Genomic DNA, 17,751 nt, shown 5'->3' on the forward strand with positions numbered 1-17,751 from the left:
GTTAGTTTCGCTCTTTCTGCTGATTGGTCGTAATTCGATGAAGCCGCAAACTCTGATCCGTCAGGCGCGAATTGACCTCATCCAGATTTTTATCTAGCTTCTGCCGGTAGGCCGCCGAGGTCGCATCCTGTTTGGCATAATTTCGCTTCAGGTCAACGATTTCCGCTTTTTGCGACTCCAGCTGGCTTTTCATCTCGTCCTGATTCCGGATCGCATAGTTTAGTTTCTGCTCGAAGCGAAGCAGGAAACTAACCCCACCCTCGTAGACTGACCCGACGCACCAAACCGTGAAGAGTAGTCCCAGAATCGGCAGGATAAACCACAGCAGCCGACGGTTCAGAGCTTCGCGTTTACTCGTTGGTAATGGTCGGATATAGCCATGCAGGGCAGTCGTAACGGCCGTTATGGCCAGCACGAACATGGTCACTACGGCCACTTCAAACGTGAATCGTCGCATGAAAAACGTGGTCAGAAATGTCACTAGGCACATAAACGATAAGAGGTAAATGGGGATAGGTAACCACCATTTGACCTCATGCATACTCATGCAGGTAATGAGAAGGGCAACGAAACCGGTTGCGGTTGAACCCTGTAATAGTCGGAACAGAATCTCTTCCTGTATCATGTTATTCTTTCGGTTTAAGTCGTGCTTTAATCGTGTCGTATGCGTCTAGTAATGTTTCAATGATCACCTTGATGGGCGTTGTTTGAAACTGCTTTCCCACGGTCTCCATGCCACCTAAAAAGAAATTGGCCATAAACGCCAGGCCGCTACCCGCAAACCACCATTCGCCCATGTCCCAGTGCCTGACGTAGCATACCCCAAACGTGATGATGTAGCCGGCGATGATGGCGATCAGGGCACTGGCCAGCCCTTCCCGAATCGGTACCGCCCGGTTTCGCAAGAAATGGACGGTTGCTCCAGCCACCACACCCAACAACAGTTTCATTTCTGGCGGCATGGCCTCCCAAAATGCGTCCCAAGATTCTTTGTTCATTTTTCACGGTTGGGTTGAGTGGGTACTATGACTATTGACTAGGGCTTTCCTTCGATGCGCCTGAGCACTTTTTCTACTTTGGCTCGTTGGCGCTTCAACCTCCAGAGCGGAAACCAGCCAACCGGTTCATACAGCGCATGTCGCACATCATCAACCAGCGCATCACAAAAGGCACTTTTCGTTATCAGTTTCGGATTCTCGACCAACAATCGCCCGTAATCAGTTAGCTGCCGATTGATTTCTTCTTTGCGCTCTCTGGTTGATAAACTGTCGGTTGGCTGACAAAATGCTGTCGGTTTCAGCATCGAGGTCAGCATCAGAAAGACTAGCAGCGTGAACACTGTCTTTGGCCAGTACCTGAGCTTGTTGTTCATAGTTGATTTTGATTGTGGCCGTAGCCGTGTTAATGGTAGTCTTCAATGCGGTTGAATCCTCCCGAAGGCGGGAAACGAGGGTGCCGGCAACGTGCAGATCCTGTTTGGCCTGCCTGAGCTTAGTTTCCTTTTGCTTGTTACTGTACAGCGCCAGGATCAGACAAGCGATCAGGACCATGACCAATACAAATGGATTATTGCTGATCCAGCGAAATCCATTGACGAGCCAGCGAAGGGCTGTGTTTCCAAGAAAATACCAGGCTTTGCTGAAAAAGAGTTTGATGGCTGCGAGTGTCATGTTAGCCTAAAATATTTTGTAACCGTTCGTGACTTTTTAAACGTATCTGCATCTATAGAGTAGTAGAATATTCAGAAGGGTATCCAGATAATTACCTAAGTAGCCATTCGATACGCTTTAATTGATGTTTCTACATATACCGTAACAACCCAGAAATATGAAAGCCTCATTTAACTTCATCCGCTTTGGCATCCTTGCCCTCTCCATTTCCCTGTCTGCACTTCTAATGAGCTGCGAGAATGTGCTTACCATTCAGAAAGACCCTAATGCGGTTACCGTGGCTGGCGAGTACAAAATCACGGGAACGACTTCCTACACCATAAACGGTAATGTTTCCTCTGCGCCTGTATCGGGCACGCTGACGGTTTATGCTGGCGAAGAGGAGGATACCTATTATTTCAGAGAAAAAACGTCGAGTTACACGCTTGCTTACCAGGTTACCAGTGCTGGCACAAACTGTAGCGTAGAGCCTGTACAGGAGAGCACGAAGTATGAAAACACCTGGTATTTTGGTAAGCAGTCTGGTGGGGGAACAATAACTAATGGGCGCATCCAATTGGATAGGTATGCGAACACTAATTCTGTTGTGTTGAATGCTCCAACAGGTGAAACCATTCGCTATACTATGCCTATTAGCAAACACGTTCACCTGGAGGCCAACAAGCAGCCCATACAATAGGACCCTGTTTTTCATCCTTGCTGTTAATTAAATGCCTGCCCACGCTTGCCAGGCCGGCTGAGTGTCATAGGTTAGCTTAATACGTCCTCCTGCTGGTACTTTTATCTGGCCTGACGATACGCTTCCATATTGGGCATTATAATAGGCATCCGCTCCGCTTACACTCGCCACTACGTTCGTACCACCTGATAGGTAGATAATTATATCAAAGGGGAAATCATTAAACATCAGACTTCCCGAAGCCGGGACGGCGGGCTGATTAGCCAGAGTAATGCTACTCAAAAACGCGTCGACGGGCATCCCACTAGCCTGCGTATACTGCACGTTAGGGCCACAGGGGCCGATCAGGCTATATGGCGTGGCGGTTCTCGCGTTGTACGAATAGTTCACATTACCATCAATCCTAGTCGTTCGACAGGCATAGCGAATTAGCCCGTTTGCCGTTTCACTGAAGCGGATATTTACATCGTTGCCTACGAAGGTTCCACCGATTACGCTTACCTCAGCCCCTAAAACAGTTATTGTCTGGCCAACAGCCGACCCAGAGGGCGCGTTATTAAGAATAACTTGGGTAGGCGAAATGAACTGCTTAATACGAAGAACCAGTCCAAAAAAGAACACCTTTCTCGACTCCATGTGTTTTTCGAAGAGGGCAGTGCTGACTGTAACTGTGTTTGAGGAAACAGCAGTAACAGTTGCCTGACCGGGAACACCCTGAATGAGTAAGCCTGCGTTGTAGCCCGTTCCGGTTGACCACCCTGTTGCAGAACACCCTACAAGCTGGATGCGATTCCCCCCTCTGGTATTGTACATGCGAAAGCCGTAACTCTCGCTTTGTAGCGCACCTGGCGTACCTGCCCGGTTCTGGTCGAGAGTGAACGGAGCAGCCCCAGTCTCAAAACCATCACCTAGTAATTTTACCGTGTTTCCCCCTGCCTGGCAATTCGTATAATAGGCATCAAAACACTGTTCCTGGTTGAAGCCTATACTCTGGATATTATAGGCATTGCAATTGTTGTACCGCACGTTCGCGGAGAGGTAGGAGGCATAACCCTGCGCACGGAAACCTTCTGTTACACAATTTCGGTAGGTAATATCTGTTGTATACGCATCGCCCATACCCGATGCACTTGGAATGCCCGTCGATGAGCCGTAGCAATTATCGACATCCACATTTTTACATACAGAAAATAGTATTGCAAAACTCTCAACAAGGGAGCCAGAGGTCATGGTGCCCGTACCAGGGCAGTTCAATGCGCTTACGTTTTTGAGTTTCGCATTAATCACTCTCGTGAAGACGACCCCGAAAATCGCATCTGCTGTTTGATTGGCGGGATTGGCATCGAAGGTGATATTTTCAATCGAAATGTCATGGTCGAATCCTGTATTGCGATTGTAGCCATCGTTGATTATGATTCTGTTTTTGGTCGATGCCATAAGCGTGAAGCTACCATTGGCAACTTTAATGGTGGTGCCACCTGGTGCCCCAATTAACTTAATATTGCTTCGCATTGCGACGCAGGCTATTACTGTCGAATAGGCCGCTGCCGAGCACGTATAGGTACCTGCCTGCAATCGAACCTCCTTGATGCCAAGGGCGTTAGCCGAATCAATCGCAGCCTGAAGTGAGACTCTATTATCAGCTACTCCAATTCCTCCGCCAAACATTTCAGGTGTTAAAAAACTACCTAGTTTTCGAACCCAGTAGCCACCACCATTAGCGGCAAACACAGTACCATTATCAACTGTGTATCCATTGGAGGCATAGAAAAAGTTATCTCCACCAACAATAGCACTCGTAATATTACCCCTGACCATAGCGCCTAGACTCGTAATGTCTACGACGGTAGTAGGCTTTTTATCGACATTTAGTCGATCAGCGTCAGCAAAAAACGGATTGCCTGAATAGCCTAGAATTCCTTTAATTGTATCAACCAGGTCTGCCATAGCTTAATTTTTGGGGTTAACTGAATGTTAAAAAACGTTGTAAAGTGGGGCTTGCTGTTGGCGAATAGATGTACAGGGTCATCACCCCGCTCACAGTTTCAATGATCAGTTTGGCCGCCGGCCCCGTTGCCGTGGCCACTGTAGCCGCATGGGAGGTTGTTGATTCCAGAATTGCCTGTGCTGCTCCCGAATAGGCTTCTGTCGAATCGACAATTGCCTTAAGCGTATCGCGTAGTTCACTGGCCACGATCTTATCACCACCGGAAGGGGACAGCTTGGCGGTGATCAGATTACGAAGACCAGAGAAGGAATAGATTGCCATTAGTCAGCGATGAATTCAGTGTTAGCCTCGAAATCCTCTTTCTTCCACACATAGGGGAATTCTGGGGCATCGATCACGATGTAATCCCCATCCTCCAGCTGTTCCAGCCAGCGTTCCGACAGCCCTAACGTATCCTCTCCCGTATGCCACTGCACAGCCTCGACGATCTGAGGGCGTGTACTGTTGCCTGACAAAACACGAGACATATTGACCATTGACAGGTTTGGAGTCCCGTTCTCGTCAAAAGCAGGTTTGTGAAATCGTCTGTAGGTTGCCATTAGCTTGCCAGATTGAAGGTGAATAGATTAACCCCGTGCGAATCGACCGGGACCGTAACCGTTTGACCCGACCCAACATCGATTTCCAAATCGTACGGGTCGGTCATTTCGGAACAGTAATCCGAGACTTTAACCCAGCCCAGGTTTCCCGTTCTGGCACAATCGACAACCGGCTCTTTGGCAAAATAGCGGTCGGCCAGGTAGCCATAATCGTTCGAACACCAGGTCGACGTTCCCGCTTTGCGATGCCGGACTAGCTGCGCGTTCTGCCCACCGTACCGGGCAACGTACGCGTACATTTCAGCGGCAATCGGAGCCAAATCACTATGCCCCTCGTAGTTCGGAGAAAACGGATAGGTCACGCCATCCTGATAAGGAGTCGGTCCTACTGCCTGCACAGTCACCGTACCGCCGTAGTGTTTACGAATGGCAATACCATCCCCGCGAATGATGTCCGGTGGAACGATTGACGGATCTGTTCCCCAGATGAGCGTATCTTCCCAGCCGTAGTATATTTCGGCATTGGCCAGGGCCGTAAAGGTTTGGTCCCACTGAAAGGCGTGTGAATAGCCAGGGAAGCCGTACTCTTCCATCGTGCCTCCGCCCGGCGTGTCGCGCTTCATGAGTTCAGAATAGCCCTCTCCAACATGGGAGACAAACTCCGTTTTGCCAGGGAACACAAAAACCGTTACTGGCCACGATTTGCCAACGGCCGCCAGCGCCATTTTGGCCAGCTGAATGGCCAGTCGAACCTCGGCGTACTTTTGGTTTAAATCCGTTGAGGAACGGAAGTATAGGTTTAGCAGTGGGGGGTGATACGCATAGAGACCCTGTTGAAAATAGGGGTTCGGCCCGTAATTATGGGCAATCATGTAGGCCAGCGCATTCGCATTGCTGGAGAGGGCATTGCGAAAATTAGCCTGCGTATCGCTCATGTCCAGATAGACAATGCCGTCATAACAGCCGACGTACATCATCCCCGGATTGGCCACCATTAACTCACCCCAGGCCCGTGATAAATTCTTGTAGGCATCCAGACTATAGGCCGTCAGTTGCGCCCAGTAATCATTATCAAACCGCCCCTCCTGCGCCCCGCTGGTGATGACTCCGTACCCATTCGCCCGATTCCACGCGTAATTGGCGGCTGTCCGACAGTCGTCCAGCGTAAAATCGGAAAAGTGTTTCATGCCCATTGAGTCCTGAATGTATTCAGGCCCAAGAAAAACGCTTCGGTTCGCCCGGTTGACGGACGTGTATTCACCGACGTGACCAGACGGCCCGCCGGCATAGCCAGCGTTGATGTTGACTGTGCTGCAGCCTTTATCGACAAAGGTCTGGGGAGGAAGGGCAATGCGGGGGGTGTAATTAAACGACCGACCCAGTCCTGCCAGGCTAAAAGAGCGTGTTGCCCAGTAAGTTGAGGCAAACCCAAACTGTAAAGGCGGTATATGAATCTTTGTGATGCTCATGGGAGGACTGGTTATAAGGAACGGACGAGTTGAGAAGCGTTAGTAACCGGATTATCCCGCCAGTATGAAATCGCCCGGCTCAGCTCGACTTCGTAATACTGAACCAGCAGCCCTAATTCCGGGGAGGCCGTCAGGATTGTTGGCGTCGAACTAAGGCTCTTGTCGGGCAACACCCGGTACCAGTTGCCGGCATTGTAGGCGTACCATCGATTGTTAATCACGTACCGGGCCGCATAGCCCGAGGAGAAGGATTTGGTGACTGTATTGCGAATGTTGCGGAGTCGGCCCCCACTGAAGTCATACGCCATACTCAGTACCGTTGGGTCAGTCGAGCGATGCCCACCGGTGGGTGTGCCCGTAAACGCGTAGGCTGTCGTCAAATCACTATCACCACCTCCGCCACCGCTACCTGTCGGCGCTTTCAGCACGCTGATGGGTCCCGAATCGGTAACGGTAATTGGGTACGCCAACGAATTTCCGTTATCGTCCACGAAACTTAGGGTGTAAGTACCGTTGACCACATCCCTATACAGTGAACCGTACGGCTTGGTACCGGTGAATAGGCTCGCATTGTCGTAAGGCCCGTCTGCCGTGGTCATGACCTTCTCACCGTTCGCATAAGGGGGTGTGCTGCCAGTAGCCACAAGCACCGTTTTGATAGTACCTGTACCATTCGCATAGCAGCTGAGGTATTTTTCAGTCCCCGCAATGCGGCCCGTGTAGGCTTCCGTAATTTTGGTACCCGGCGTATAATGATAGACTTCGGTGCCATAATCCTGCGTCGTAGGCAGGGTATACTCTAATTGAATGATCGCACTGTCGGGGGCATCGTAATACGGCTTGAACTGCACTACCGTATTCGTAGTGGGTGTACCATTATACATGTTTGCATAATAATAGTACTGATACCCATTCGCTAAATCATCCGGGAAGAGTGTATTTTCATAGATCGGATAGAACAATTGACCACCAGTACGCCAGGCCGTTTCATTCGCTAGTTTACCGCGCGCAACGGGCTGTTTTGTATCATCATTACCCGTAAAGCTGTGCTTCACCAAATAATAGAATGTTCTTATAACTGGATCGTACTTCCGAAGAATCGAGATGATATAAGGAACCTGTACCCGGTCGATCGTTACATTAAACTCAGTCGAAGCCGACCCAGCACCGTTGGCGCCAGTCACCTTTATCCGATACGTTCCGTTCGGTACGGTGCCCCACCAGATAAAGGAGCGGGTAGAACTATTAAAGCTAAAAGGCAGGGTCGACCCGTCTGACTTCGTTGCCGTATAGGAGTTATCGGTTCCCGAAAACGTATTAGCGGCAAAGGCAAAGGCCGAATCACCGGCGATCGTTACCGTCTGATCCGGAATCGGATTCAGTACTGTTGGTCCGGTTCCAGGCGTTGTACTGTTGAAATAAGGCTTTAGCTGAACCGCAATTTCTGCCCAGGTCATTTCGCCCAACAGCTTTTTGATCACTTGCCCCCGGTTGTAATCTGCAACACTAATTTGGGACAAGGCTACTAGACCCGTTGGTGCCACTGGTGCCGGGGAACTGTCCATGGCGTACCCAGCCGCTTCAACCCAATCCGCCGTAACGTTGCCTTGATTGGTTACACCCTGCCACCCTTCCGTTTCGAAAGTCGTCTGACCGACCGCGCCGTCAGGAATAGCGTCGAAAATCTCCGGGTTAGGATTTTCCCGAAAAAGCACATTGGCCATAAACGCCATGACCGGCCTGCCCAGCGCGTTCATAGGCCAGGGCGTGAAAACGAACTTCTTGCGAAGCCGGTCTCTTACCCGTAAAAAGAGTGGTGCATCAGCCATAATTAGGAGAAGAAATCAGGGGAGGAAAATTCGATGGAGCCAAACTCGGTATAGTCGGTGCCAATGAAGGCCCGACCTATGTCGTACTGCGGAATGTCCAGGGAGTCGACTGCGGAACTGATTAGCTCAGCCACCTGTGCGGCCGTCAGCACGCGCCCGGTACTTTGAAACTGCTCGGGTTTGTCACTGTCGACCAGAAGCACTTTCCCCGCCTGCTCAGCAGTGGCCATAGCCACCGCCAACGACCCGAAAGCGGTCGTTAAAAGGGCGAAGAAATTTTTGAGGGGCACCGTTATTGTCTGACCGTTGTGCTTGGTGACGATCAGGTTACCGTCGGGCGTGGGAACATACGAAACGGGTATCTCGCCAAAGGCCTCGTTGATTTTATCGACGCCCTGGTTGACGAAATCGCCACCATCTAAGTTTTGGATTGCCATTGGAGCGGTGCGCGGCTGAATGCAGGAATCGTATCAGCAGGCAACACCGTCCGTAGTGAAGACCTTAATGAATCAAAAATATAGATAAATAGCTTATCCTCAAACTAGGCCGGCTGAAAATCCAACAGACGGCAAAAGCGATAAATATTTGGGTCAGCCAATGGATTGTTCGAAAACTGGTTATATACCCAGTCATAATAAGCCTGACAATTAGGCGCATTGGGGTCAGTTGGCCGTTTTTTTCGTACTACCAGATCAACCACTTCAGATGAATTATTATAAGTGATTGATTTAAGAAACCCGTTTACTGGATTCCCGTCAGGGTTGATGATGGTTAAAAAACCACAACGTGTTTCCTCAGGTCCTTGATTTTTCAAGGCGGCAAAGATTTTACGCCGGGTTTCTTTCGTAATTCTTCCTTTTACCTTGATTAATTCCGGTTGAAATACGCGATCGAAACGCTGAAAAGCGCCCAGGGCAATGCTCCCCGTTTCGCGGATTAATTGTTTGTCCGGATCACCCGGTAAGGGACTAAGCCCCATTTTGACCTGCGTGGTCACCTTGCCGTTTTGTTTATAGGCGGTGCACTTAAGCTCATCAATATTCTGCTTATAGGCCAGGCCTGAATTAATGAAGGGAGCATGCCGAAAGAGCATCCGGGCTGGCGTGAGCTCCGCATTGATCACCGTCTCGGGATCTGCTACACCGGTGATGGTTAACCGTTCGCTGGTGCGTAGTTTGACCGCCTGCGTGCCGACCTGCCAACTGCAGCTGAAGGGACCGCCGGCGACCATGGACGTAACCGAGTCAACCTCATAGGTGGGTGTGGCCGCAAAATCAGTAATATCCAGCTTGATGCCCACCACCTTATAGGTTTTGCCGTCGTTGGTTGTGCCAGTGCCCGAGAAGGTCAACAGATCACCGTAATTCAACACAACGCCAGCCGCTCCTGGGTTGATGACCGCATTTGAAAACTGAATGTAATGGGCCGTGTAGGGCTTAACAGGTGTTGGATTCTCGACAATAAACCGGATGCTGTCGGCATGCCCAAAGGCGACCACGTGCAACAGAAACCCCTCGTCGTCATACGTGCCGGCATCGGTAGTCGTTGACACCTCTTTGCCATCGACGGTTTTTTTGATACCCAATCGCCGTGCCTCCTCGATCGCCGTGCCGGCGGCAATTAAGGGGCACAGAATGTCGAGTTTGGAATCCCGGCTGATCAGCGGGGTCTGGTAGGTGTGCACCGTATTAAATTCCTCGGCAACCCCCGTTCCGGAATCAGGATACTTTTCGTAGCCTACATCGATCTGATTATACAGCAAATCCAGATCAGGCTCTTCCGAATACTCAAAGATTTCGTCGATCACGGCAATTTCTGCACCCCGGTAAAACCACTCCCCCGCTTCGATGCGCATCGAATGCTCACCCGTCGTTAAATCCTTTTCGTACAAAATGCCCGCAGCGTGTTGGCTCCAGAGCGTATCCATCAGCATTTTAGCTGTAAAAGTGGGCGCTTTGTCAATTCCACGTAGCTGATAGCCCGACGTGATGGCGTATTCGGTCGCGTAACCATCCATCATCTGATCAACACTCGCCTTATCGATCAGACTACCATGTACAGCCCCGGTTTTGGGTGAATTTACCAGGCTAGATGTAATGGCCCCAAACACGTGACGTAGTGCGTCCGGTAGTAAATAAGCCTTTGTGATGGTCGCGGCTGCCCGCGTTTTTCGATCGATCAGGATGCGCAGATTAGCCACTTCGACGTAGAATTCTATTTGCTTGATCCGGTTGACGGTAAAGGCAACAATTTTACAGAATGGAAATAGCTGAGCACCAACGGGCAATTCCAGATCAGCGTGATAGGACCCCTCAAACGAGTGCTCCACACTGTTTACATACCCATCCCCCGATTTGGGTGGACACAGGGCTATTGTCTGGTTAGCCTTACCAGGCTGAGTCAGAATAACCACCGGCTCAAAACGCAGAATAGCAAACTGGGCCTTTCCCAGTAAACCACTCTTGGTAATGGCCACGTTTACCCGAAAAAGCCAGTCAATTTCAACATGGTAACTACCTGCCGTATTGGCATCGACCGTTAATAATGCTGGCGGCTCAACAACCCCTAGTGGGCTGACATCGCCATACAAATAGGAGATTCCACTGAGCGTTGAAAGCTCCGGAGTGGTGTTGCTGGCAACCGTGGCCACGACAGCCGGTGCCGGGTAGGTCATTTTGGGCAGCAAATAGAACGATCCCCCTAACTCAAAGCCCTCTCCCGCCGAAAATACTTTACTTTCTGAATCGAGGCCCTGACGGGCAAACTGACCAACTTCGTGTAGCGTCTGGCCATACATGGGAATTTCCGTGACGGGCGTAGGATCGATCTGTACATTATCCAACGTTAACACTGAATCCAACGCAATCGGCGATTCCCACCGGGCATTCACTTTACTGTGATCATCATTGGTTACGATACTGACCGACACCCGACCCGGTTGGATATCGATGGTTTCAAAATCAATTTTACCGTCGTAATCGATTGTTTCGGTACCATCCCGCGCAATGTCAACCACGATAAATTCAACAACAGCGTCAGTGCCATAGGTGTAGTATTGACTGGAGAGTAATTCGTGGGAGGATTCACAGGTAAAGTCCAGTTTCAAATCCCCATCGGAGTAATTGTAGTTGAATCCGTGGTAGCGTTCGTCGACAGAGCCCACAAGCGGAACGTCGGACCACTTGACGGGCTCAGCAATATCGGGCATGATCACCACTGGCTCTGTCACCCCTACGGATTTTACTGCCGTTTTTAGTCTGAAAATAGTTTGGCTCATGATAACCGATGCTTGTCTTTCTGAATTTTTCGGCGCGTATTCGCTTCCTGTACACTAACATTAAAGCCATGCTTATCCCATGAAAGCAGGTTTTTAGGGTGCTTGGCAATCTCATTGCCCACCGCCTTACCGATCGCTCCGGCCGATGGCCCCCTAAAGCCCATAGCCGCCGATATCATTCGGGTTTGATAAAGCTCCCTGTTTTGGCTTAAACTGGCCACGGCTTGCTTCTGTAAATTGCTACGATGAAGTAGTCCGTTTGCTTCCCAGGCACGCTCATCAGAAAGCATTCGCTCCGTCAATGGATTGGGTAGAATGATATCCCTACGTTTGACCTGAATAATCGAGGGTTTGTCGATTAGGGTAGGCTGACCATCTCTAAACAACAGTTCCCGACCAGCCTCGCCAACCTCAGCCGGTCCTTCGTATAGATCAGATACGTTTTTACCGTCTTTGTATTGAGGCAGGGGTTTAGCCAGGACAATACCCGCCTGAACGGCGCCCAGTAAAGCGATGGCTATAGCCAAGCCTGGCTTTGAAAGTGATTTACTGACTTCGACTGCCGTTGAAATTGCGATATTGAACAAAGCCTGATTTCGGGCGGCTACATCCTGCTGATGCTGAATTTGTTTACTCTGAGCATCGTATTTTTTCTCGATTGCAGCTTTGGCCGCTTCATTGTCACCGACCGTACTCAGTTCATATTCCTTCTGTTTTTCGAGGGCCGTCAGTCGATTCTGGTTTTTTTGCTGCTCGATATCAAAAAGACCATTGATTAACGAAGCTCCAACTTCATAGTATTTTTCCTGAATTTGCTGTTTAGTCTGGAGGTAGTCCCTATCGGCCTCCATCATTTGGGCATACTTATCTTTTAGCCGCTGCACTTCATCTTTATCACCTTTTCGTTCAGCCTCTTCCATCTGAGCGAGCAACGTCATTAAGTCAACTTTACGCTGTTGGGTTAGCCCATGCAAATCATTATTGAAGTCATATTCCAGGCGCCGGCGTTTGGTATCGTACTCGACCATAATACCCGCCTGATCTGCTAGATTCTTTGTTTGATCAGCCAGGCGTTTTGCGGCTGCATCCCGAATTTCGGCCTCAGTCAATTGTTTCCCCTGCCGCGTCAGGCTATAATCCACGTACGGACGCTCCCCGATTCGATCTAAATCAGAGGTTGCGATTGGATTGATGGTTGAGGTAACCCGTTTTTTGTTGTAAGTGCCATTTTCAACCTGCTCCATTGTCTCCTTAATGGCCTCAAACTGACGCTTCAGTTCAGTTACCCGGTCGACTAGTTTCTGATCAATGGTAATAGCCCGCCCCGCTTTTAAATCAGCTAACGCCTGGGATTGAAGCGTTTTTTCGATATCCTTGATTTGTTTGTCTAATTTTTCAAGTTCAGTATCATCGTTTGCGGGTTTAAGCCGATCCTTGACCTCTTTATCCTTTGCTTTTTGCTCAGCATCTAATCGCCTATAAACGTCTAGTTTGGCTTTCAAAACCTCATTTTTAGGGTCAGCGGCCAATTGCTTTTCCAATGCGATAATCTCAGCCGTTCGTTTCTTGACGGACTGAGCCTGAAACCGCGCCAAATCGGCCTCGTTTCGTTCAACGTTGGCTCTGGCTTCAATAGATTCTTGTCTTGATGCGGCTTGTCGTTCGGCCAACTCTAACTTAATGTTTTGACGCTGAAGTCTTAGTCGAAGAGATTGAATGTCCTCAGCCATCTTAGTCTCACCTTCCCTCCTCAAATCGGCCTCCTGAGTGATTAGGTCTTGAATTAATTTTTTGCGTTTGGCTGGCTCCATCCCGTTAAAGTCGCTCATTGTTTGATCGGCAGCTCTGCGCCTGCCAATCCGATCACCAAGTGAGGAACTTAATAGGTGGGCGGGGGTAAACATCAACAGGAAGTCCCCTAGTGAACCATCCTGTAGGGCTAATCTCGCATCGCGCAGTACATTAGCGATACCCGTACTGATTGCACCAAAAAAGGAGGTGATTCTGCTGTTATTATTGAATGTATCAAGCAGTAGGGCTGTTTCATTCTTAACGCGAGCCACCCCAGCGGCCATGTTTTCAATTTTTTGATTGGTGTCTAGCGAGTAAGTTTCGCCTAACTTTCCAGCCAATTTTGGCAATACGTCCGTGGCTAACAATTCGCCACTTTCCATCATCTTCAGTAGTTTAGTCTGACTAACTCCAAGAGCCTCGCTAAGAAGGCGCAGGGCACCGGGAAGTCGGTCGCCAAGTTGCCCTTTTAATTCCTCAGCTTGAATAGACCCTTTAGAGATCATATCCGTCAAGGCTTTCAGTGTGCCTTCTATGGTTTCGGTTGTCAATCCGAGTTTAGCGCCTGCCGTACTAATTGCAGTAAATATTTTTTCGGTTGCACGACCTTCTAGTACCGTATCCCTAGTGGCTCCTTTAAGTTTTTTATAATTATCAATCAGGGTGTGATACTCCACACCCAATTTATCAGCCAAAGAAATTAAAAACTGCTGGGAACGTACAAAGTCGGCATTATCTCTACTGGCAGCTTTTAAGCCCTGATTGGCCCGCTCCATTTCCCCCATAATTGTCACGCCGACTTTTATGGCTTCAAAGGCAATGGCCACCCCGCCAGCTAAAGAGCTAAATCCAACAAGTTCTCCGGCAATCTCTTTTACTACACTAGCATAATTACCGACATTGCGCTGAGATAAACCCATCTGGCGATCAGCATTCAACAGCGCCTTGCTGTTTTTGTCGATCTGCTTCTGCATCTCAACAGCAATCCGATTATGCTGATTGATCTTACCTGTCAGCGGATCAAACCCATTTTCAAGGTTTTTTAAATCCTGACGAAGTTTTTGGGTAGCTCGATCTAAAGAGTTATAGGAGTTTTGGGCAACAATATTTGCTTTTGTAGCTTCTAGGGTAACTTTAGTTAATGTATTGAGGACGGTAGATGTTTGTCGTAGCTCTTTAGAAATTTCTTTTTGCCTCGCTACATTTTTTTCCTCAGCCCGATCAAGATTATTGTACTCTGTTTTAAGGTCGGCCACCCGCTTTTTCATCGCGGCAACCGATGCAGAATTAAGGTTAAGTAGTTGCTGATTACGACTTAAGACGGCCTGATAATCCTTTTCGGCTTGGGTCAGCTTCTTTACATCATCCTTAAGACCGGATAACCCAGAATTACCGCCGATTTTTGCCGAAGATTGATTGCTAATTTGCTCACGAAGAGCAATTGCTTCATCACGAACACTTTTCAATGATTGAGCGACACGCTCATTCTGAGCAACAGCCGAATCAGCAAACTTTGCGTTAGCAGCTTCAAGTTTGGCAATACTCTTTATAATATCACCAGTATTGGCAAGGTCTTCAAATAATACGGCATTCATTGGACGGCATCAATAGCGGTTGGGGGCCGCACCGTCCGTAGTGAGGTTGATGTAAAACTAATAAAAAAAGCCCGGAATCTGTCCGAGCCAAAATAGTTTACCGATCAAGCCGATTAGAAGTTTATCGGAGATTCTCCGCCAACCGTTTTACCTCCGTGATCTTCACTAAATGTTACTCTTGCTCTCCCAAAGTCACCCGACTTTACACCCATTCTTTGGAGCATTGCGTCTGGGTATCTTCCAAAATTAAATAGTACTGTCTCCTTTTCAAATGGCCCACGCCCCACAGTAGTAACCTCAAAATCATCAACCCTTGGACTACGCTTATCCGTATAGATTGACCTGTATATCCCAGTTTCAGGGTCTTTTACTTCAAAATTAAGTACAGCCGCTCCGCTAATCGCAGTGGGTAACCCCGAAGCATCGGCCAGAACAAAATAAACCTGAAAACCATCCCCCTCCCTTAAAGCCACTACATCCTTTATATAGGAAACTGGGTTTGAGTTTTTACTACAACCCATAAGGAATAGTAAGGACAGATAAAGGTACTTTTTCATGGCGTAAAAGGGAGGTTTTTGGCAAATATCAACCCTTACCCTATTGTAGTCAAAAGAATCAGGTGTTTCCAACTTGGAGGAGCTAACCACAGCGCTTCTTAGCCAAATCAAATTTTGGAGGAAACCCCGGACCTGTTGCAAACTCTCTTTCATAAAAAAGCGATAGGATTCATTACAAGTTCACATTATTATACTTTATGCCCTTGCCATCTGGACCTATTCGCGGTACCTCTCTCTGTATTTTAGGTGCACCGGGCATCTCCAGTTGTGTTTTTTTAGATTCTGGAGTTCGCATAATATTATAAGGAGTTTTCATCCCTTTTTTAGGGGTTGATGCTTGAACCTTGAACTTATCAGTATTTTGTTGATCTAAAATTGAACCTTGAAAATTATGGTCTAAGAAATCAGTAAATAAGTCGAGAGAGGGATTATTCCGAAACTTATTTAAAAAGTCCTCAGCATCTTTAAAATCACCAATGCTAGCTGGATCGCTCTCAATTTGATCCCAAACTTCTGTTAAGTCAGCCTGTAGTTCATTTTCCAAAATTTCTTTCAGTTCGTCCTCATTATACTCTAATTTTTTATATACTTCTGATAATTCCTGATGTTCTTTAATACTTGCTTCAAAAGCAACTTTTATAATATTCTTAATACTCTCCATTTGTTCAGCTAATCCTGACTTGCCTTCTGTGCCAGTAAAGACCGTATCGATATCCCTCAAAGGATTATCGGATTTACATAGCGTTTTTATATTTTTTTCAATCGTGCCCGATAAAAATCCAATTGCTGTATTATCCAAACTATCACCGACCCATAAATTACCAAGATGGTTATGCAGGATTTTCCATATTAATCGTTTACATTCTTGTTTATTGCTCGTCTTCTCTTCGCCTAATTTTCCAATCAGAATAGGATCTTTTTTTTCCAATTTATTAAGAGTCTTTTTAATCCAATCTTGCATACTCTCCAAATCTGCCTCCAACTTTTCAGCAGCATGACCTAATAAATGAGACGGTATTACATGTCTTGCTGCTAGTACAATTTTCTCATTTGTTTCTGCTTCCTCTTGAAATTCGTTTCTTGTGCTAGTTCGTATTTCATTAATAACTGGAATAAAAGCGGGCCTTATTCCAAGGTTTTTCGGACGATGAGTATTTGAATTGGTTTTTATCCTGGCTTCGGTCAACCCTAGTGCAATAGCCTTTTCAAAAAAATCATCCAATGAACCGAATGGTCCTGCCAAGTCTGTTTTTCCTTCCAGCCCTTTTACAGTCTCCAATAATAGCTTTTTAGTTACCGTGTACCCATAATGTGGTAGGTTAAGTTGAATTTCATTTATTAATTCTCGTTGTTTGGGCTTCTCGTATACTACACCCTCAATTTCTATTGCTCTCTGAATTACCTGACTACTCTTTTGCCATCCTTTCGACTTAAGCTGACTAACTTCTGCCGCCTGACGATCGGCATTTGACTGGCTATACGAACTTTTTCGTTGCATTGGCAGAGCGGAACGTTGTCCCATCCGATCCGCTTCCTGCTCTAAACCAACATTATCATTGACCCCCACACCCCCTTTTAATTGCATTGTCGGCCTTACCCGTCCCTGCTTTTGCTGTACTACGTGCCACGCTTCATGAGCCAGGTGCTTCTCCTGACCGGGGCCTAAGTAAATGTCACTCCCCTGCGCATAGGCCAGCGCCCCCACTTCTGCCGGTTTGCTAGAGTTATAATGCACCTGCACGTCATCGAGTGAAAAGCCCGACTGAGCCTCTAGGTTTGCTTTTAGCTGATCGGGTAACCCTTTGCCAAATTTGGCCTGTAGCACACGCGGTGAGGCATTGGCTACGTGTTGCAGCTTACGCTGAATAACCGCCGTGGGTCGGTTGTCAATAAGGCCTTTGGTCGGTTGGCTTTTGCGTTGAACGATAGCAGGCTTTGCCGTGATTTTTGAGGGTCGATTGAACGATTTCATTCAGTTAGGGAGGTTTATTAGTGTCGTAAAACTACTAGGCTAAAAAAAGAGGAAGGTGTCAATTTGGCGACAAATCCTGTCCCATAAGTGACAGGATTTGTCGCGCTACAAAGTATAGGTTTTGCGGCAATCCTATTACGGGGAAAAACCCCTTTTTGGGGAGGATTTAACTCGTATTTATCATTCGGCGGAAGGAGAACGCCAAGTTAGCAAGGGAAAGGTAACTACACTAGTTACATCAGTCGAGCCAATTGATGTAGGTACGTATAAATGAGCCAATCAAGTATCCTAGTACTTTTCACCAATCAAGAAATTTACCAAGCATAGTATGAGAAAGGTAGTATTCGTCTATTTAAAGGCGTTTT

Annotated in this window: 15 protein-coding genes; 2 read left to right on the forward strand and 13 right to left on the reverse strand. The window is 47.9% G+C overall.

What is annotated here, in order from left to right; genetic code table 11:
* Position 1: 1 nt before the first annotated feature.
* Entirely contained in the window at positions 2-625 is a 624-nt protein-coding gene (locus H3H32_RS16370) for a hypothetical protein (RefSeq protein ID WP_182463713.1), read from the reverse strand.
* A gap of 1 nt (position 626) precedes the next feature.
* Positions 627-998, reverse strand: coding sequence for a hypothetical protein (locus H3H32_RS16375; RefSeq protein WP_182463714.1), 372 nt, complete (start codon positions 996-998; stop codon positions 627-629).
* A gap of 86 nt (positions 999-1,084) precedes the next feature.
* On the opposite strand from H3H32_RS16375, the gene H3H32_RS16380 reads away from it, so the two are divergent.
* Complete coding sequence (locus H3H32_RS16380; RefSeq protein ID WP_182463715.1) at positions 1,085-1,225, forward strand: hypothetical protein; 141 nt, start codon at positions 1,085-1,087, stop codon at positions 1,223-1,225.
* Here the strand turns inward: H3H32_RS16380 and H3H32_RS16385 are convergent.
* The gene (locus H3H32_RS16385; protein WP_182463716.1) at positions 1,218-1,670 is read right to left on the reverse strand and encodes a hypothetical protein; all 453 of its coding nucleotides are present in this window, start codon (positions 1,668-1,670) and stop codon (positions 1,218-1,220) included. The two genes, H3H32_RS16380 and H3H32_RS16385, sit on opposite strands and share 8 nt — an antisense overlap.
* A gap of 157 nt (positions 1,671-1,827) precedes the next feature.
* On the opposite strand from H3H32_RS16385, the gene H3H32_RS16390 reads away from it, so the two are divergent.
* Positions 1,828-2,349 carry a hypothetical protein gene (locus H3H32_RS16390; protein WP_182463717.1) on the forward strand — a complete coding sequence of 174 codons (522 nt, stop codon included), beginning with the start codon at positions 1,828-1,830 and terminating at the stop codon, positions 2,347-2,349.
* Positions 2,350-2,376: 27 nt separating this feature from the next.
* Here H3H32_RS16390 and H3H32_RS16395 read toward each other — a convergent pair whose 3' ends face one another.
* The 10 genes from H3H32_RS16395 to H3H32_RS16440 all read right to left on the reverse strand — a co-directional run bounded on the left by H3H32_RS16395 (position 2,377) and on the right by H3H32_RS16440 (position 17,386).
* Positions 2,377-4,296 carry a glycosyl hydrolase family 28-related protein gene (locus tag H3H32_RS16395; RefSeq protein WP_182463718.1) on the reverse strand — a complete coding sequence of 640 codons (1,920 nt, stop codon included), beginning with the start codon at positions 4,294-4,296 and terminating at the stop codon, positions 2,377-2,379.
* A gap of 16 nt (positions 4,297-4,312) precedes the next feature.
* A complete protein-coding gene (locus H3H32_RS16400; RefSeq protein WP_182463719.1) occupies positions 4,313-4,618 on the reverse strand; it encodes a hypothetical protein in 306 nt (101 codons plus the stop codon).
* Positions 4,618-4,896 (reverse strand): hypothetical protein, encoded by a 279-nt coding sequence (locus H3H32_RS16405; protein ID WP_182463720.1) that lies wholly within the window; start codon positions 4,894-4,896, stop codon positions 4,618-4,620. Before H3H32_RS16405 ends, H3H32_RS16400 begins: the two co-directional genes overlap by 1 nt.
* On the reverse strand, positions 4,896-6,365 hold the full coding sequence (locus H3H32_RS16410) for a hypothetical protein (RefSeq protein ID WP_182463721.1): 1,470 nt from the start codon (positions 6,363-6,365) through the stop codon (positions 4,896-4,898). The genes H3H32_RS16405 and H3H32_RS16410 overlap by 1 nt, the downstream gene beginning before the upstream one ends.
* A gap of 11 nt (positions 6,366-6,376) precedes the next feature.
* On the reverse strand, positions 6,377-8,194 hold the full coding sequence (locus tag H3H32_RS16415; protein WP_182463722.1) for a hypothetical protein: 1,818 nt from the start codon (positions 8,192-8,194) through the stop codon (positions 6,377-6,379).
* A gap of 2 nt (positions 8,195-8,196) precedes the next feature.
* Positions 8,197-8,631 (reverse strand): hypothetical protein, encoded by a 435-nt coding sequence (locus H3H32_RS16420; protein WP_182463723.1) that lies wholly within the window; start codon positions 8,629-8,631, stop codon positions 8,197-8,199.
* Between the two features lie 104 nt (positions 8,632-8,735).
* Positions 8,736-11,471 carry a hypothetical protein gene (locus tag H3H32_RS16425; protein WP_182463724.1) on the reverse strand — a complete coding sequence of 912 codons (2,736 nt, stop codon included), beginning with the start codon at positions 11,469-11,471 and terminating at the stop codon, positions 8,736-8,738.
* On the reverse strand, positions 11,468-14,857 hold the full coding sequence (locus tag H3H32_RS16430) for a tape measure protein (RefSeq protein ID WP_182463725.1): 3,390 nt from the start codon (positions 14,855-14,857) through the stop codon (positions 11,468-11,470). Before H3H32_RS16430 ends, H3H32_RS16425 begins: the two co-directional genes overlap by 4 nt.
* 113 nt (positions 14,858-14,970) lie before the next feature.
* On the reverse strand, positions 14,971-15,414 hold the full coding sequence (locus H3H32_RS16435; protein WP_182463726.1) for a hypothetical protein: 444 nt from the start codon (positions 15,412-15,414) through the stop codon (positions 14,971-14,973).
* Positions 15,415-15,586: 172 nt separating this feature from the next.
* Positions 15,587-17,386, reverse strand: coding sequence for an eCIS core domain-containing protein (locus tag H3H32_RS16440; RefSeq protein ID WP_182463727.1), 1,800 nt, complete (start codon positions 17,384-17,386; stop codon positions 15,587-15,589).
* Positions 17,387-17,751: the final 365 nt, after the last annotated feature.

Origin of the sequence: Spirosoma foliorum, from assembly GCF_014117325.1 — a bacterium.
GTDB classification, from domain to species: Bacteria; Bacteroidota; Bacteroidia; order Cytophagales; family Spirosomataceae; genus Spirosoma; species Spirosoma foliorum.

What these genes read in the sequence shown, in the direction of transcription:
- H3H32_RS16375 (WP_182463714.1), bottom strand. Translation starts at nt 998, where the DNA reads ATGAACAAAGAATCTTGGGACGCATTTTGGGAGGCCATGCCGCCAGAA.
- H3H32_RS16390 (WP_182463717.1), top strand. Translation starts at nt 1,828, where the DNA reads ATGAAAGCCTCATTTAACTTCATCCGCTTTGGCATCCTTGCCCTCTCC.
- H3H32_RS16420 (WP_182463723.1), bottom strand. Translation starts at nt 8,631, where the DNA reads ATGGCAATCCAAAACTTAGATGGTGGCGATTTCGTCAACCAGGGCGTC.
- H3H32_RS16385 (WP_182463716.1), bottom strand. Translation starts at nt 1,670, where the DNA reads ATGACACTCGCAGCCATCAAACTCTTTTTCAGCAAAGCCTGGTATTTT.
- H3H32_RS16435 (WP_182463726.1), bottom strand. Translation starts at nt 15,414, where the DNA reads ATGAAAAAGTACCTTTATCTGTCCTTACTATTCCTTATGGGTTGTAGT.
- H3H32_RS16410 (WP_182463721.1), bottom strand. Translation starts at nt 6,365, where the DNA reads ATGAGCATCACAAAGATTCATATACCGCCTTTACAGTTTGGGTTTGCC.
- H3H32_RS16425 (WP_182463724.1), bottom strand. Translation starts at nt 11,471, where the DNA reads ATGAGCCAAACTATTTTCAGACTAAAAACGGCAGTAAAATCCGTAGGG.
- H3H32_RS16405 (WP_182463720.1), bottom strand. Translation starts at nt 4,896, where the DNA reads ATGGCAACCTACAGACGATTTCACAAACCTGCTTTTGACGAGAACGGG.
- H3H32_RS16415 (WP_182463722.1), bottom strand. Translation starts at nt 8,194, where the DNA reads ATGGCTGATGCACCACTCTTTTTACGGGTAAGAGACCGGCTTCGCAAG.
- H3H32_RS16395 (WP_182463718.1), bottom strand. Translation starts at nt 4,296, where the DNA reads ATGGCAGACCTGGTTGATACAATTAAAGGAATTCTAGGCTATTCAGGC.
- H3H32_RS16400 (WP_182463719.1), bottom strand. Translation starts at nt 4,618, where the DNA reads ATGGCAATCTATTCCTTCTCTGGTCTTCGTAATCTGATCACCGCCAAG.
- H3H32_RS16370 (WP_182463713.1), bottom strand. Translation starts at nt 625, where the DNA reads ATGATACAGGAAGAGATTCTGTTCCGACTATTACAGGGTTCAACCGCA.
- H3H32_RS16440 (WP_182463727.1), bottom strand. Translation starts at nt 17,386, where the DNA reads ATGAAATCGTTCAATCGACCCTCAAAAATCACGGCAAAGCCTGCTATC.
- H3H32_RS16430 (WP_182463725.1), bottom strand. Translation starts at nt 14,857, where the DNA reads ATGAATGCCGTATTATTTGAAGACCTTGCCAATACTGGTGATATTATA.